The sequence below is a fragment of the Enterobacter sp. SA187 genome (assembly GCF_001888805.2).
Taxonomy (GTDB): domain Bacteria; phylum Pseudomonadota; class Gammaproteobacteria; order Enterobacterales; family Enterobacteriaceae; genus Enterobacter_D.
This window is the reverse complement of record NZ_CP019113.1, coordinates 248,427-262,328: the sequence shown is the minus strand read 5'-3', so window position 1 is coordinate 262,328 and position 13,902 is coordinate 248,427. Positions and strand designations below refer to the sequence as shown.

Genomic DNA, 13,902 nt, shown 5'->3' with positions numbered 1-13,902 from the left:
TTACAGGCATTGCTGATCAGACCCTGCTCGCGCAGCCAGTCGTCGTTAAACATTTTTGAGAGATATTTGTTGCCGCTGTCGCAGGCGAAGGTCACCACGCGTTTCGGCGTGGTCTGGGCTGCGCAGTAACGCAGCGCCGCCGCCAGCAGCGTACCGGTGGAGGATCCGGCGAGCACGCCTTCGCGCTGTAGCAGCAGGCGCGCGGTGGCAAAGGCGTCGGCATCGCTGACGCGGTACGCCTGTTTCACGCCCTCAATAAGCGCAAGCGGCGGAATAAAGTCTTCGCCGATGCCTTCCACCCGCCATGATCCCGCCTCGCCGTGCCGCCCGCTTTCCACCTGGTCGGCAAGAATGGAACCTTCGGGATCCGCCAGCACAAATTCGGTATGCGGTGAGTGGCGCGCAAACCAGGCTTGCAGGCCGCCGAGGGTGCCGCCAGAGCCGACGCCGACAACAATGGCGTCCACGCGCCCGTCGAGCTGATCATATATCTCTTTGGCGGTGGCAGCGTGGGCCAGCGGATTGGCCGGATTGTTAAACTGGTCGATGTAATAGGCGCCAGGCATATCCTGCGCCAGACGCAGAGCGTAATCCTGGTAATACGCCGGATGGCCTTTGGTGACGTCCGAGCGGGTGAGCACCACCTCTGCGCCCAGCGCCCGCAGGTGGAAGATCTTCTCGCGGCTCATTTTATCCGGCACCACCAGCAGTACCCGGTAGCCTTTTTGCGCGGCGATCAGCGCCAGCCCCAGCCCGGTATTACCGGCGGTGGCTTCAATAATGGTGCCGCCTGGCTTCAGTAAGCCTTCCCGCTCGGCGGCTTCAATCATCGACAGCGCCACGCGATCTTTAATCGACCCGCCGGGATTTTGGTTTTCCAGCTTCAGGTACAGCTCACAGGGCCCGCGCTGCAGCTTATGCAGCTGGAGTAGCGGCGTATGGCCGATTAATTCAGTGACAGAATGGGCAACAGACATGGTGTGCGATCCGTAGTTAACACGATGCCTGGATAATAGGTCTGCGATTTTCGCGGATTAAAGAATCTTTCTCTGCATTTTAGATCGAAAAGGAATATCACCTGCTGTTCAGCCATCAGGAAGGAAATCCCTGTAGACATCCGGACGTGTTGATTGCTATAAAACGGCACTTTTGCCGTAAAAACAGGCGAATGGCGCATAAATTGTCCGTGATTTATGCGTTTTTTAGCTAACCAATGCTGAAAATATCCATTACACAGCCAACCCTTTTGCCATACTGGTTATAGCTAACAGGTATAAGCAATGATGATTAAGTTATTTCAATTATAATTGCGACAGATTATTATCGTCTGGACATCCATACTGCTAAACCGCCAAAACGGATAGAACACATACATGATCGTCCTTCGGAATATTTCCAAGATTTTTGACCACGGAAAGGTGCCTATCACCGCCGTGGATAGCGTTAACCTGACGGTGGAGCAGGGACAAATTTACGGCATTATCGGCTACAGCGGCGCAGGAAAAAGCACGCTGATCCGTCTGCTTAACGGTCTGGAAAAACCGACCTCCGGGGATGTCACCATCAACGGGCAGAATATTTCCAGCGCCGAGGGCGAAGCGTTGCGCCAGGCGCGTCTGAAGATCAGCATGGTCTTTCAGCACTTTAACCTGCTGTGGTCGCGCACCGTCAGCGAGAACATCGCCTTTTCGATGCAGATCGCCGGTGTGCCGAAAGCGAAAATCGCCGCCCGCGTGGCGGAGCTGATTGAGCTGGTGGGCCTGACCGGACGCGAAAAAGCCTACCCGTCGCAGCTCAGCGGCGGCCAGAAACAGCGCGTCGGTATTGCCCGCGCGCTGGCCAACAGCCCGGACGTGCTGCTGTGTGACGAAGCCACCTCGGCGCTCGATCCGCAGACCACCGATCAAATTCTCGATCTGCTGCTGGATATTAACCGCCGCTTTAAGCTGACCATTGTGCTGATCACCCATGAGATGCACGTGGTGCGCAAGATCTGCGATCGCGTGGCGGTAATGGAAAACGGCAAAGTGGTGGAAGAGGGCGATGTGCTTCAGGTGTTTACCCATCCGCAACAGCCGATCACCCGTCAGTTTGTGCGCCAGGTGAGCCAGTATGCGGAGGAAGAGGCCTTTAACCCGGCGCTGGCTTCCGGTCTTGATGGCAGCATTATCAAACTGACCTTTACCGGCAATAAAACCTATCAACCGGTGGTCAGTGAACTGACGCTGCGCTACGGCCTGTCGTTTAATATTCTGCACGGCAAAATGACGCAAACCGCACATGGCCTGTTTGGTCAGCTGTGGGTACATGTGGTGGCAAATCAGGAACAACTGAACAATATCCTTGCCGATCTGCAACAGAGTGATATTGAAGGCGAGGTAATTAAGCATGATTGAGAATTTACTGCCCCACCTGAAATGGGACCAGCTGTGGGCGGCGACGCTCGAAACCTTATATATGACGGCGCTGTCCGGCGTGGCGACCTTTGCGCTCGGCCTGCTACTGGGGCTGGCGCTGTTCCTGACCGCCAAAGGCGGCCTGTTCCAGAATAAGCCGCTGTACAGCGTGATTTCGGTGGTGGTGAACGTGTTCCGTTCCATCCCGTTCATCATTTTGATTGTGTTACTGATCCCCTTCACCAAGACGATTGTCGGCACCATTCTCGGCGCGGATGCGGCACTGCCGGCGCTGATTGTCGGCGCGGCGCCTTTTTATGCCCGCCTGGTGGAAATTGCACTGCGTGAAGTGGATAAAGGGGTGATTGAAGCGACGCGTTCAATGGGCGCGCGCCTCAGCACCCTCGTATTCCGGGTATTAATCCCTGAATCCTCGCCTGCGCTGGTGTCCGGTATTACCGTCACGCTGATCGCGCTGGTGAGCTATAGCGCCATGGCAGGTGTTATCGGTGCCGGTGGCTTAGGAAATCTTGCATATCTGGAAGGATTCCAGCGTAACCATAACGACGTCACGCTGGTGGCGACAGTAACCATTCTGGTGATTGTCTTCATCATTCAGTTCTGCGGCGACGTGTTGACCTCTCTGTTAGATAAACGCTAAACATAACAATTACTGGAAACCAACATCATGAAAAAGACACTGACACTGATTGCCGCAGCCACCCTGAGCGCCCTGAGCTTTGCTTCCTGGGCCGATACCCTGACCGTGGGCGCATCCAACGTGCCGCACGCGGAAATTCTGGAGCAGGCGAAGCCGATCCTCGCCAAAGAGGGTATCGATCTGGAAATCCGTCCGTTCCAGGACTACATCCTGCCGAACACCGCGCTGGCAAGCCGCGACATCGACGCCAACTATTTCCAGCACATCCCGTATCTGAACAGCGTGCTGAAAGATCATGCGGATGACAAAACCTATGATTTCGTCAATGCGGGCGCGATCCACATTGAGCCAATTGGTATCTACTCCAAAAAATACAAATCGCTGAAAGATCTGCCGGAAGGCGGCAAAGTCATCATGCGTGACGCGGTGGCGGAAGAGGGTCGTATTCTCTCTATCTTCGAGAAAGAGGGTGTGATCAAACTGAAGCCGGGCATCGACAAAGTGACCGCCCGCATCAGCGACATCGTGGAAAACCCGAAAAAGCTGAAGTTCCTGCCGAACGTCGAAGGTTCTCTGCTGCCGCAGATGTATAACAACGACGAAGGCGACGCAGTGGTAATTAACGCCAACTATGCCATCGATGCTGGCCTGGATCCGGTGAAAGATCCGATTGCCGTGGAAAGCGGCGAAAACAACCCGTACGCCAATATCATCACTGTGCATCGCGGCGATGAGAAGAAAAAAGAGATCGTCGAGCTGGTGAAAGTGCTGCACTCGAAAGAAATTCAGGAGTGGATCCGCACCAAATACAAAGGCGCGGTGATCCCGGTTAACAACTAACCCTGCCCCTTCACGCGTCAGCTGCCGCTGGCGCGTGTTTCCCTCATCCTGCCGTATGAAATTCCTCTGTGATAGTAGTCACCAATCCTAAACAATTAAGAAAATAGTTAATAACAATCCTCTACTATTGCCGGGACAAGCTAAGCAGAGGTAGAGATGAAAGATGTCGTGATCGTAGGGGCCGTGCGCACGCCTATCGGCTGTTTTCAGGGCGCTTTATCTCGTCATTCTGCGGTGGAACTCGGCAGTCTGGTGGTCAAAGCGCTTATCGAACGCAGTGGCGTGATCCCGCAACATATAGATGAAGTGATCCTCGGACAGGTATTAACCGCCGGTGCCGGGCAAAACCCTGCCCGCCAGACGGCGATCAAGGGCGGGCTACCGAATTCGGTGTCGGCCATCACCATTAATGATGTCTGCGGATCCGGGCTGAAAGCGCTGCATCTGGCGACACAGGCGATCCAGTGCGGCGAGGCGGATATCGTCATCGCGGGCGGCCAGGAGAACATGAGCCGTGCGCCACACGTGCTGACGGACAGCCGCACCGGTGCGCCGCTTGGCAACAGCCAGCTGATCGACAGCCTGGTGCATGACGGCCTGTGGGACGCCTTTAATGATTATCATATGGGCGTGACGGCGGAGAATCTGGCGCGGGAGTACGGCATCAGCCGTGAGCGCCAGGATGATTACGCCTTACGCTCCCAGCAAAAAGCCCGCGCCGCGATAGACGCGGGGCGCTTTCGCGACGAAATCGTGCCGGTGCTGGTGGATCGCCCCGGCGGGCAGACGCTGCGGGTGGAGTGCGACGAGCAGCCGCGCACCGACGCCAGCGCCGAAGGGCTGGCGGGGCTCAGCCCGGTCTTTGATCGCAGCGGATCGGTGACGGCGGGCAATGCGTCATCCATTAACGACGGCGCGGCGGCGGTGCTGATGATGAGCGAAAGCAAGGCGCTGGAACTTAACCTGCCGATCATGGCGCGCATCCGGGCTTTTGCCAGCGTCGGAGTGGATCCGGCGCTGATGGGCATTGCGCCGGTATATGCCACACGGCGCTGCCTTGAGCGCGCGGGATGGCAGCTACAGGATGTCGATCTGATCGAGGCCAACGAAGCCTTTGCGGCGCAGGCGCTGTCGGTCGGGCAGATCCTGGAATGGGACGAGCGGCGGGTAAACGTTAACGGCGGGGCCATTGCGCTGGGGCATCCGATTGGCGCGTCCGGCTGCCGTATTCTGGTGTCGTTGGTGCATGAAATGGTGAAACGGCGGGCGCACAAGGGCCTGGCGACGCTGTGCATTGGCGGCGGGCAGGGCGTGGCGCTGGCGATCGAGCGCGACTGATTTTGTCTTGTGTGCCGGGCGGCGCTGCGCTTGCCCGGCCTGGGTTTATGGCTGTTTTGCCGGGCGGCGCTACGCTTGCCCGGCCTACGTTTGTGGTGTTGGGTCTCTGTGTAGGCCCGGCAAGCTTGCGCCGCCGGGCGTGCCAGACTCCTCCTCTCAACTCCCCCTCCCGATAAACATCAATAAGCTAATCCTTACTGTTTTAAATTTTTTGAAATTGAAATTTCTGTCTGCAAATTAACCCTGATGCCATGGGTAATGAATAATTATAAATTTAATGATGACTAAAAAATAAAGTCACAACAGGTACTATATGTCTGCTAATCCACTATCATGCTGATAAATATGGTTTTTCATTTTTTATGAAATCTTTGTTGTTACTAAGTTAATAATATATTTATGTGATCGCAGTCTTTATTTAATGCCATTATCACAAATTATTATTGATGCTCATCACGTCTTCCCGCTCTGCTTTTCAGCAAGCAAATAATTACGATCCGGATCACTAAAAAATCCTTTTTAAAAAAATAAAATGCAGTCTCATAAAAACGGAACGATATTTTAAATTTTTGAGGGTTTTTTCATGGTTAAAAAGTCTCTGGTCCTTGCGTCTCTCATTGGTGCATCATTTGCGGCCCAGGCCGTAACCGTTGACCTGCGTCACGAATATATTGACAGTGGCAGCAACGCCGACCGTGTTTCTGTATCCCACCGTTTTGATAATGGCATCGGTTTTGGTGTGGAAGCAAAATGGAAATCAGGCGGTGAAGATGCAGATAAACCATTAACCGAAATTGTAGGTAATGGCCATGAAGAATCCATTAACTGGCGCTGGAAGGCGACAGATAATTTTGCGCTGACGCCAGGTTTTAATATTGAAAGTAAAGACACCTTCTCCATTTATAAGCCGTATCTGCATGCGCAATATACCTTTGACAGCGGCTTTTATGTAGCGGGTCGTTACCGCTATGAGTACACCCGTAACCCTGACTCAGATGTGGTTGATAACAAAGTAAATAAATTCGACGCCTGGGTGGGCTGGGCGATGGGCGACTGGCGTACCGAGCTGAACTACGTCTATGCCAAAAGCACCGAAGACGTGGTTCGTGAAAATGGTAAAAACTACTCCAACGAATATAACGCCAAGCTGGCTTACAAATGGGATAAAAACTGGTCGCCGTATGTTGAGCTGGGTAACGTTGGCGTGAGAAATACCGATGAGCGTCAGACCCGTTATCGTGTAGGCGTCGCATACTCCTTCTGATATAAAACTTACCCTCATGAGATGCCCCGGCGCAGTTAGTCGGGGTTTTCTCGTTTTTGTTATTTATGGCACTGGCAGATAATCTAATAAAATAATAATCAGCGGATCTAAAGGCTATTATAAATAAAAAAAGGCCCTCCAGAAGGAGGGCAAGGCCAGTTACAGAAACACTAACTCAATTACGCTTGCAACATTTCACGCTGCTCAGGAAGCTTCGCAATATAAAGGGCTGGTTTGCCGTCTTTATCGGAGCTAAACAGGATCGCACTATCGTCCGGCGTAAAGGACGGGTGCGGGTGAGTCACCTGACGACTATTTTCGAAGGTGGCCCATGAGGTATCGTGACGCGCCACGCGGAAATACGCGCGCTGCGCCACATCAAAGACATAAAGATAAGGATCGTTATCGATGGTGTAGCCGCCGGTGTCTTTTACATCAACCGGCGTGCCGGAACCATCGCCGACCAGCAGCGTGCCGTCGAAGTTGCTCATCAGATGTGAACAGGCAGGCATCTGCATGACGTCTTCATTCACACCGGTGTCCGGATTAAAACGGGAGATCGTGCGGCCCTGTTGTCCTTTCAGATAAGAGACGTACACCAGCGCAGAACCGTCCGGCACCCAGAACTCATGGGTGCAGCTTTCGCCTTCGGCGTGATCTTTCACTTTGCGCACATTGCTGCCGTCTTCATTAACCAGCCACATGCGGGCGTCGATCAGATCGTGCGGGCCTTCGTGACAGAACGCCACGGTGTTGTCATCGAATGGACGGTAAATCGGGTGGCCGAGCCAGATTTTCTCATCGTGGATCACTGAGCTTTCGCCGCTCTGCAAATCAATTCGCATCAGGCGGCAATGGGGACCTTTATGGAAGAAGTCGTGAAACAGCTGCCAGTCGGTAAGCGGCGTCCAGTCGCTTTTCGCGATCTCAATGCCCACCAGTTTGGTGCAGTCGCTGTTGGCAACCCAGGTGCCGTAACCTACCCAGTCATCGGACACGCGGTAGACTTCGCGCTCTTCAAAGGTGGTAAGGTTGACTTCGCGCAGAGTGCGATCGTTCTTCACGTAATAAAGGGAACGATCGTCTGGGGAAAGGAAACCGCCGAACGTATTGTCGCCGCTGCCTTCCGTCAGCTGTACGGCTTCGGCCTTTTCAATATTCAGCAAGTAGTAGTTCCAGTGCCCGTCAAATTCACCGGCGAAAAGCAGATGACTGCCATCGTTGAAAAAACACTTCTGATAGAAGTAGTTACGATGGCAGGTGACTTCTGGTGGGGTTAAGCGGGTGATCTCCGCACCCGTATCGGGGTCACGGCTGACCTCATACTGAAGTTTTACCCGCATGCCTTTCGCCATAATGCGCTCCTTTTCCTGGTCCGGTTGTAGGGCGGTGTCCCAAAGAGTTGATGAGTTTAAAAGCTGGGTGTTAATTTATCAAAACGACGTTTCAATGTGTGTGACAGGTGGCGCACTTTATGAGGATCTCCTTAATTTATTTTACATAACGACGTCTGGCCCCGGTGCAGAAGCTCTGGGATCTTCGTTTTTCAACAATAAAACTCACTCAAAATGGGTAAATTTAAAGGTATTTTAAGTGTTTGTTTTAAGTGATTTTTATTCGAGAGAAAAACGCCAGAGATAATCCCGTCGTGTTGTCAACTGCGTACAATCGTGATCCTCTTTACACTTTTACTATTTAATTACAGAAAAAGTGAAACGTTGTTTTATTTAGAATTGAAAACGCGTTTTAAGCGGGATACTATGTGCCCATACTGCAAGCGGAACACTGTTTTAATGCTTCGCTGCATGACATCTCAGTCAGTTTCTTTGGAGGTTAATGTGGAAGTCAGACAAAGCATCCACAGCGCGCATGCAAAAACACTGGATACCCAGGGGCTGCGCGATGAGTTTTTAGTTGAGAAAGTGTTCGTCGCGGATGAATACACCATGGTGTACAGCCATATTGACCGCATCATTGTCGGCGGCATTATGCCAGCGACCAAAACCGTGTCTGTGGGCGGCGAAGTGGGCAAACAGCTCGGCGTGAGCTACTTCCTTGAGCGCCGTGAACTGGGCGTGATCAACATCGGCGGCGCGGGCAGCATTACTGTTGACGGTCAGGTTTATGAAATCGGCCATCGCGATGCGTTGTACGTCGGTAAAGGCGCTAAAGAAGTGGTGTTTGCCAGCCGCGATGCGGCGAACCCGGCGAAGTTTTACTACAACTGCGCCCCGGCCCATACCACCTATCCGACCAAAAAAGTGACGCCATCTGAAGTATCGCCGGTGACGCTGGGCGATCCGCTGACCAGTAACCGTCGCACCATCAATAAATATTTTGTCCCTGATGTGCTGGAAACTTGCCAGCTCAGCATGGGCCTGACCGAGCTTGAGCCGGGCAACCTGTGGAACACCATGCCGTGTCATACCCATGAGCGCCGCATGGAAGTCTACTTCTACTTCAACATGGACGAAGACGCCTGCGTGTTCCACATGATGGGGCAGCCGCAGGAAACGCGTCACATTGTGATGCACAACGAGCAAGCGGTGATCTCTCCGAGCTGGTCTATTCACTCAGGCGTGGGAACGCGCGCTTATACCTTTATCTGGGGTATGGTCGGCGAAAACCAGGTCTTTGATGATATGGACCACGTCGCCGTTAAGGATCTGCGCTAGTCGCGGACAGCATAAGTTAACTCTGCCTGTTCGTGCAGGCGCTGCAAGATTAAGGAACAAACATGATTCTGGATGCATTTTCTCTTCAAGGTAAAGTGGCCGTTGTCTCCGGTTGTGACACTGGTCTGGGTCAGGGTATGGCGCTGGGCCTGGCGGAAGCGGGCTGCGACATCGTGGGCATCAACATTGTTGAGCCGACAGAAACCATCGAACGCGTAACCGCGCTGGGCCGCCGTTTTCTGAGCCTGACCGCCGATCTGCGTCAGATTGACGGTATTCCGGAACTGCTGGAGCGTGCGGTCTCCGAATTCGGCCATATCGATATTCTGGTGAACAACGCGGGTCTTATTCGCCGTGAAGATGCGATTAACTTCAGCGAAAAAGACTGGGACGACGTCATGAACCTGAACATCAAGAGCGTATTCTTTATGTCTCAGGCCGCGGCGAAACACTTTATCGCGCAGGGTAAAGGCGGCAAGATCATCAACATCGCTTCCATGCTTTCTTTCCAGGGCGGCATCCGCGTACCGTCTTACACCGCATCGAAAAGCGCGGTGATGGGCGTGACCCGTCTGCTGGCGAACGAGTGGGCGCAGCACAACATCAACGTTAACGCGATTGCGCCGGGCTATATGGCGACCAACAACACCCAGCAACTGCGTGCCGACGAAGAGCGTAGCGCCGCAATTCTTGAGCGTATCCCGGCGGGTCGTTGGGGGCTGCCGAGCGATCTGATGGGGCCGGTGGTGTTCCTGGCCTCCAGCGCGTCTGATTATATTAATGGATATACCGTGGCCGTTGACGGCGGCTGGCTGGCCCGTTAATTAATCATATTCTTAAATGATTACGCCCTGCCCGAAGCAGGGCTTTTTTATGCCTGAAATAAAGTAACTTCCAATAAAATATTAAAAAACTTTATATTTTATTTCTGCATTATGATTTTTGTGAGACATCTCATTTAATATATAATTGATATGAATTACGCTAATGATTAATGAAAAAATGAGATATTGATTTGCTGATTGCTTTGTTTAACTTGTTGATTTTTAGTGGTTAATATTTCTTTTCTGAAGGGTATTTAACCTAATTTTTTATAATGTTGTTAAAGTGCAACATTTTTATCTCTCATCCGACCATCGTGTCATTATCCTATTTCATGCTGCAGATATCATGTCACTGTGGCATTCGAAAAATAAATATTCTTATAATGACGCGCCTCTATTGCATGAGGGGCAGTCAATTCAACAAGGATTTTTTCAAACATAAGGACCAGGAAATGAGAACGTTAATTGATTCATGGAAGAAAAAAGCGAATCGGTATCAGGAGCTCAAAAAACAGAAGGGTGTGACCTTACTGGAAATCATCATTGTACTGGGTATTATCGGTATTATTGCGGCGGGTGTGGTAGTACTGGCACAGCGTGCGTTTACGTCTCAGGATATTTCAAACGTTATTGATGATACCAACTCAGTTCGTGTCGCTATGACCGAAGCGTATAAAGACAGCATGGAATATCCAGCGCTTGTATCTGTAATTGATATCACCAAAGCTGATATTGCCAAATCAAGCAGTAAGGCTGCCATCGTATCTCTGGTTAAAATGGGCAAGATCAGTCCCGACGAAGCATTTAATGGTTTCTCCAATGATGCGTTCGAAATTGGTCACGCTAAACTGGGGACAAGCGATGCAAAATTTAAGGGTTTCTATTTAGTCCTGAATGGCCTGGAAACTGAAGATTGCCGCAATGTTATCTCACAAGTTGGTGCTCAGTGGGACTATGTCGCCACGACTACTGGTCGTGCAGGGGAAAATAGTGGTCAAAATGATGAATTAGATATGAGCGTTCCTGTTACAACTGCTGGCGTATTGAAATCTACTACTGGGGACCGTCTGAACCCTGAAGAAATTGTTGCGAAAGGTATCTGTGATGCTGATGCCGGTGCGGGTAACGCGATCGTACTCGGCAGTCGTTAATTAACCAAGCATTAATAATACTAATATTTCATGCCCTCTGATCCTCAGGGGGCATCTTTGTCAGAATGGATGCATGACATGACGAACAGGCAGAATAATAAACCGGGTCGTGCGGATGCAGGCGTCACATTATTAGAAATGATAATTGTGCTTGCCGTTATTGGCGTGGCCTTGATGATGCTCGCCAATTATAAACGAAAAGAAGCACAGCAAACGCATCAGCAAGTTATCGCTGAGATGATCGTGCGCGATATTTCTGGCGTGCTTAAGTTCACCGCGCAAACCAAGCTGGATATTCTTGATAGCGGCAATAATCCTGCGACGAAAGACAATCCCCTGTACGATGATAAAAACCCGGATAAGGCTAATTATAATAATCGGGTAGAAAATAAGACCCTACAGGATCAGCCTGATACTGAAGAAAAAAATTTTTATTCTGCCTGGTCCAGGGATCCAGAAAAAGTCAGCCAGGTGTCAACGGTTAATGGTTCCCGTTACCTCTTCCTCGGCAGTGAATGCCGCGGTCCCAGTGGCGCAAAAGGCGCATTAAAATTCAAGCTTGCAGACACCATGCTCCCATGTGAAATGCGTGCAGGTGCAGAAGATTTCGAACTGGTGCTGGAGCGCGTGGATTTTGTTAACAACAGCGGTAGCACTGGCGCTCTCGGTATTCAGCGCATCGATTTTTACCTGACGCATCAGGCAGAAGCCGAGGATGAGGGACTGCATTTTACCGGCTTTATTAAACCGCTGGAAAAAGCGCTGCGTAATGCGGGCCTGGGCTATATTCAGGCGGCAGTCGTAGAGATCACTTCTTCCGGCGATTTTAAGCTGATTATGAAGAATTCGAAGGTGATTGAGGTCAGTGATGTTGCCAGTAATATGGATCTCTTTGATACCGATAAACGCTACGGTATCCGCCTGAGCTTCGATAAAAGCAGCGAGTATATTCCGGCTGACGGCTCGGTGCCTGTCGCCAAAATGTGCTGGAATGATGTAAAAGGTGAAGCCGGGCCCTGCATTTCCGCCATTGATTCCGATCGCCTGGTGATCAAAACCAGTGATGCAGCGGGCAAAAACAGCGATGAACCGGCGATGTGCTGGGATAAAGAACAGAAACAGAGCACCCTGTGCCTGGCAGCGATGAATAGTACCGGCGTTAATCCAAACGGTGAGAATCCGGACGATCGCATCCTGCATTTACGCACCACTTCAAGTAAAAATGATACTGAAGTAGTGCCGGGAACGCCGAGTTCACTCAAGGGTACTACCGGTACGCTGTATGCCAATATCGTGATGGAAAACACTTCCCGGCGGCACCCGGCGATATGGCATATCGCCTATAACCAGGATGATGCTAATAAGCTGAAAGATGGCATTGGTGGAAGTAAAAATACCAGTGACAACGATAGTACCACTTTAGATTTTAAGGATGCCTTCCGGGGCCAGTATGAACTGGTCACGCCAGCCGTCACCTTCTACCAGTCATTTAAAAATGATTATGCGCCAGGAGCCGGACCGAAAACGAATATTGATCAACTGTATATAGATACCAACGCCGAGAAGAACTATAAGGCGCTATTATCAGAACCCGGTGTGATCAGGTTGCCACTACAAACCTGCCCGCGAGTGGATGGCAAGCCATCTAACGCAGAAAGCAAATCAGCGAATGCCCCATTGCTGGCCCGTAAACTCTATCCACGCTTGTCGGTCGCCATTTCATCAGTAGCGGCAGACGATAATAAAGAGATGGATGAGCGTGGGTATACCGACTATACCCAGCAGGGCGCGGTGCGAGCTAATACGAACGCAAAAGGCAATCCGGCAGGAGCGATAGCCGGTGTCGCGGTTCAGGCAAATATCGTAGTAGATAAAGACGATGCCACTGAAGCTGACAGGGCGCTTCTGAAAGAAGAAACAACAGGTCTTTTTGACGACTGGATTTCTGATATTTGGTTTAGCGGAAAGGATATTTACCATAAACCATTTTGGTTAATCAGCGCGACCGCAGCAACTATCGATCCGGATGGTAATGGTACCAATAAAATCAACCCGCAGTCATTGTCGGTCATTATTACCCAGTGGTGCAGCACTATCCCGCAGGGTGGGATTATATCTTCTGATGCAGCATATAACTGGGATAGCAAAGAACCGCATAAATTTTTATTGCACTCTGTCGTAGCAGAAGATACAGATTTGAAGTTCTACAACGACAGTGATAGTGAAATCGATTTTCCTGACCATGAAAGAATTACCTATTAATCATTGGAAGAATAAAATGAAAAAAACATGGATTATTAAGGCCGCGGTAACTGCCGTAATAGGGGGGCAGATCGCCTTTGCGGGTGCCGCAACCGCATCAAAGAATGCCGACGCGGGCCTGCTGGTCACAACACCACAGCCTGCTCAGCCGACAGCACGTAACCCGTTTTCCGGCAGTGAAGCGGTGGGCGTTACCGCGCCAGTCAGCAAACCCGTTGTCGTACCGGCGCCGGAAGTAAAACTGGTGCTGGTTGAAGAGGAATTGCTCAGCCAGCAACTGTCGAAATGGGCGCAGCAAAATGGCTATAAGCTGCTGTGGAACAGTTCCACAGATTTTGTCATTTATAAAGCAATCAACCTTTCCGGGAAGACGACACAGGATGTATTAGTGAAGCTGGGAAAGGTTTTTACCTCTGAGAATTATGGCTTAGTGATCAAAGACTATCAGGCCAACCACGTACTGATCATTGATGAACAGTAATAAACGCAAG

Annotated in this window: 11 protein-coding genes and 1 pseudogene; 10 read left to right on the top strand and 2 right to left on the bottom strand. The window is 51.2% G+C overall.

Going from position 1 to position 13,902, the window contains the following annotated elements:
• Positions 1-11 precede the first annotated feature (11 nt).
• Positions 12-977, bottom strand: a pseudogene (locus tag BMF08_RS01265) (PLP-dependent cysteine synthase family protein); the annotation flags it as partial.
• A 396-nt stretch (positions 978-1,373) separates the two neighbouring features.
• Here BMF08_RS01265 and BMF08_RS01260 point away from each other — a divergent pair.
• The 5 genes from BMF08_RS01260 to BMF08_RS01240 all read left to right on the top strand — a co-directional run bounded on the left by BMF08_RS01260 (position 1,374) and on the right by BMF08_RS01240 (position 6,499).
• Positions 1,374-2,396 carry a methionine ABC transporter ATP-binding protein gene (locus tag BMF08_RS01260; RefSeq protein ID WP_072569881.1) on the top strand — a complete coding sequence of 341 codons (1,023 nt, stop codon included), beginning with the start codon at positions 1,374-1,376 and terminating at the stop codon, positions 2,394-2,396.
• Positions 2,389-3,057, top strand: coding sequence for a methionine ABC transporter permease (locus BMF08_RS01255; RefSeq protein WP_072569882.1), 669 nt, complete (start codon positions 2,389-2,391; stop codon positions 3,055-3,057). The genes BMF08_RS01260 and BMF08_RS01255 overlap by 8 nt, the downstream gene beginning before the upstream one ends.
• Positions 3,058-3,084: 27 nt before the next feature.
• A complete protein-coding gene (locus BMF08_RS01250; protein ID WP_072569883.1) occupies positions 3,085-3,897 on the top strand; it encodes a MetQ/NlpA family ABC transporter substrate-binding protein in 813 nt (270 codons plus the stop codon).
• Positions 3,898-4,053: 156 nt separating this feature from the next.
• The gene (locus tag BMF08_RS01245) at positions 4,054-5,235 is read left to right on the top strand and encodes an acetyl-CoA C-acetyltransferase (protein WP_072569884.1); all 1,182 of its coding nucleotides are present in this window, start codon (positions 4,054-4,056) and stop codon (positions 5,233-5,235) included.
• A gap of 583 nt (positions 5,236-5,818) precedes the next feature.
• Positions 5,819-6,499 carry an oligogalacturonate-specific porin KdgM family protein gene (locus BMF08_RS01240; RefSeq protein ID WP_072569885.1) on the top strand — a complete coding sequence of 227 codons (681 nt, stop codon included), beginning with the start codon at positions 5,819-5,821 and terminating at the stop codon, positions 6,497-6,499.
• A 179-nt stretch (positions 6,500-6,678) separates the two neighbouring features.
• Here the strand turns inward: BMF08_RS01240 and BMF08_RS01235 are convergent, their stop codons facing one another.
• Complete coding sequence (locus tag BMF08_RS01235; RefSeq protein WP_072569886.1) at positions 6,679-7,854, bottom strand: oligogalacturonate lyase family protein; 1,176 nt, start codon at positions 7,852-7,854, stop codon at positions 6,679-6,681.
• Between the two features lie 483 nt (positions 7,855-8,337).
• Here BMF08_RS01235 and kduI point away from each other — a divergent pair, with 483 nt between their 5' ends.
• The 5 genes from kduI to BMF08_RS01210 all read left to right on the top strand — a co-directional run bounded on the left by kduI (position 8,338) and on the right by BMF08_RS01210 (position 13,892).
• Entirely contained in the window at positions 8,338-9,174 is an 837-nt protein-coding gene (gene kduI / locus BMF08_RS01230; RefSeq protein ID WP_072569887.1) for a 5-dehydro-4-deoxy-D-glucuronate isomerase, read from the top strand.
• Positions 9,175-9,236: 62 nt separating this feature from the next.
• Complete coding sequence (gene kduD, locus BMF08_RS01225; RefSeq protein WP_072569888.1) at positions 9,237-9,998, top strand: 2-dehydro-3-deoxy-D-gluconate 5-dehydrogenase KduD; 762 nt, start codon at positions 9,237-9,239, stop codon at positions 9,996-9,998.
• A 452-nt stretch (positions 9,999-10,450) separates the two neighbouring features.
• Positions 10,451-11,149, top strand: a complete 699-nt coding sequence (locus tag BMF08_RS01220) for a type IV pilus major pilin (RefSeq protein ID WP_072570140.1) — start codon at positions 10,451-10,453, stop codon at positions 11,147-11,149.
• Positions 11,150-11,227: 78 nt separating this feature from the next.
• Positions 11,228-13,411 (top strand): type II secretion system protein, encoded by a 2,184-nt coding sequence (locus BMF08_RS01215; protein WP_072569889.1) that lies wholly within the window; start codon positions 11,228-11,230, stop codon positions 13,409-13,411.
• On the top strand, positions 13,371-13,892 hold the full coding sequence (locus tag BMF08_RS01210; protein ID WP_234007205.1) for a TcpQ domain-containing protein: 522 nt from the start codon (positions 13,371-13,373) through the stop codon (positions 13,890-13,892). Before BMF08_RS01215 ends, BMF08_RS01210 begins: the two co-directional genes overlap by 41 nt.
• The last annotated feature ends 10 nt before the right edge of the window (positions 13,893-13,902 follow it).